The sequence below is a fragment of the Paenibacillus agaridevorans genome (assembly GCF_003112455.1).
In the GTDB taxonomy this organism is placed as follows: domain Bacteria; phylum Bacillota; class Bacilli; order Paenibacillales; family Paenibacillaceae; genus Pristimantibacillus; species Pristimantibacillus agaridevorans.
On the sequence record NZ_BDQX01000442.1, the window covers coordinates 1 to 215 of the forward strand.

Annotated in this window: 1 pseudogene; it reads right to left on the reverse strand. The window is 52.6% G+C overall.

Annotation, left to right across the window (positions count from 1 at the left end):
- Positions 1-215 (reverse strand): annotated as a pseudogene (locus PAT3040_RS33530) (extracellular solute-binding protein); the annotation flags it as partial.

Here is a 215-nt window from a genome sequence, read left to right on the forward strand (position 1 = left end):
TCGATCAATTCGTCCATCGTTGTCGGCGTCTTGAGGCCCAGCTTATCCAACCAATCTTGCCGGATCCACAGACCATGATTGGCGATGCCATCCGTCGTCCGAGCGTTCGCGACCGCATACATTTGACCATCGAAGGTCAGGTAAGGCAACAGCTCGGGATGCTCCTGCAAATATGTTTTGTAGGATGTGCTGTACTGCTCGATATAAGCGTCCAC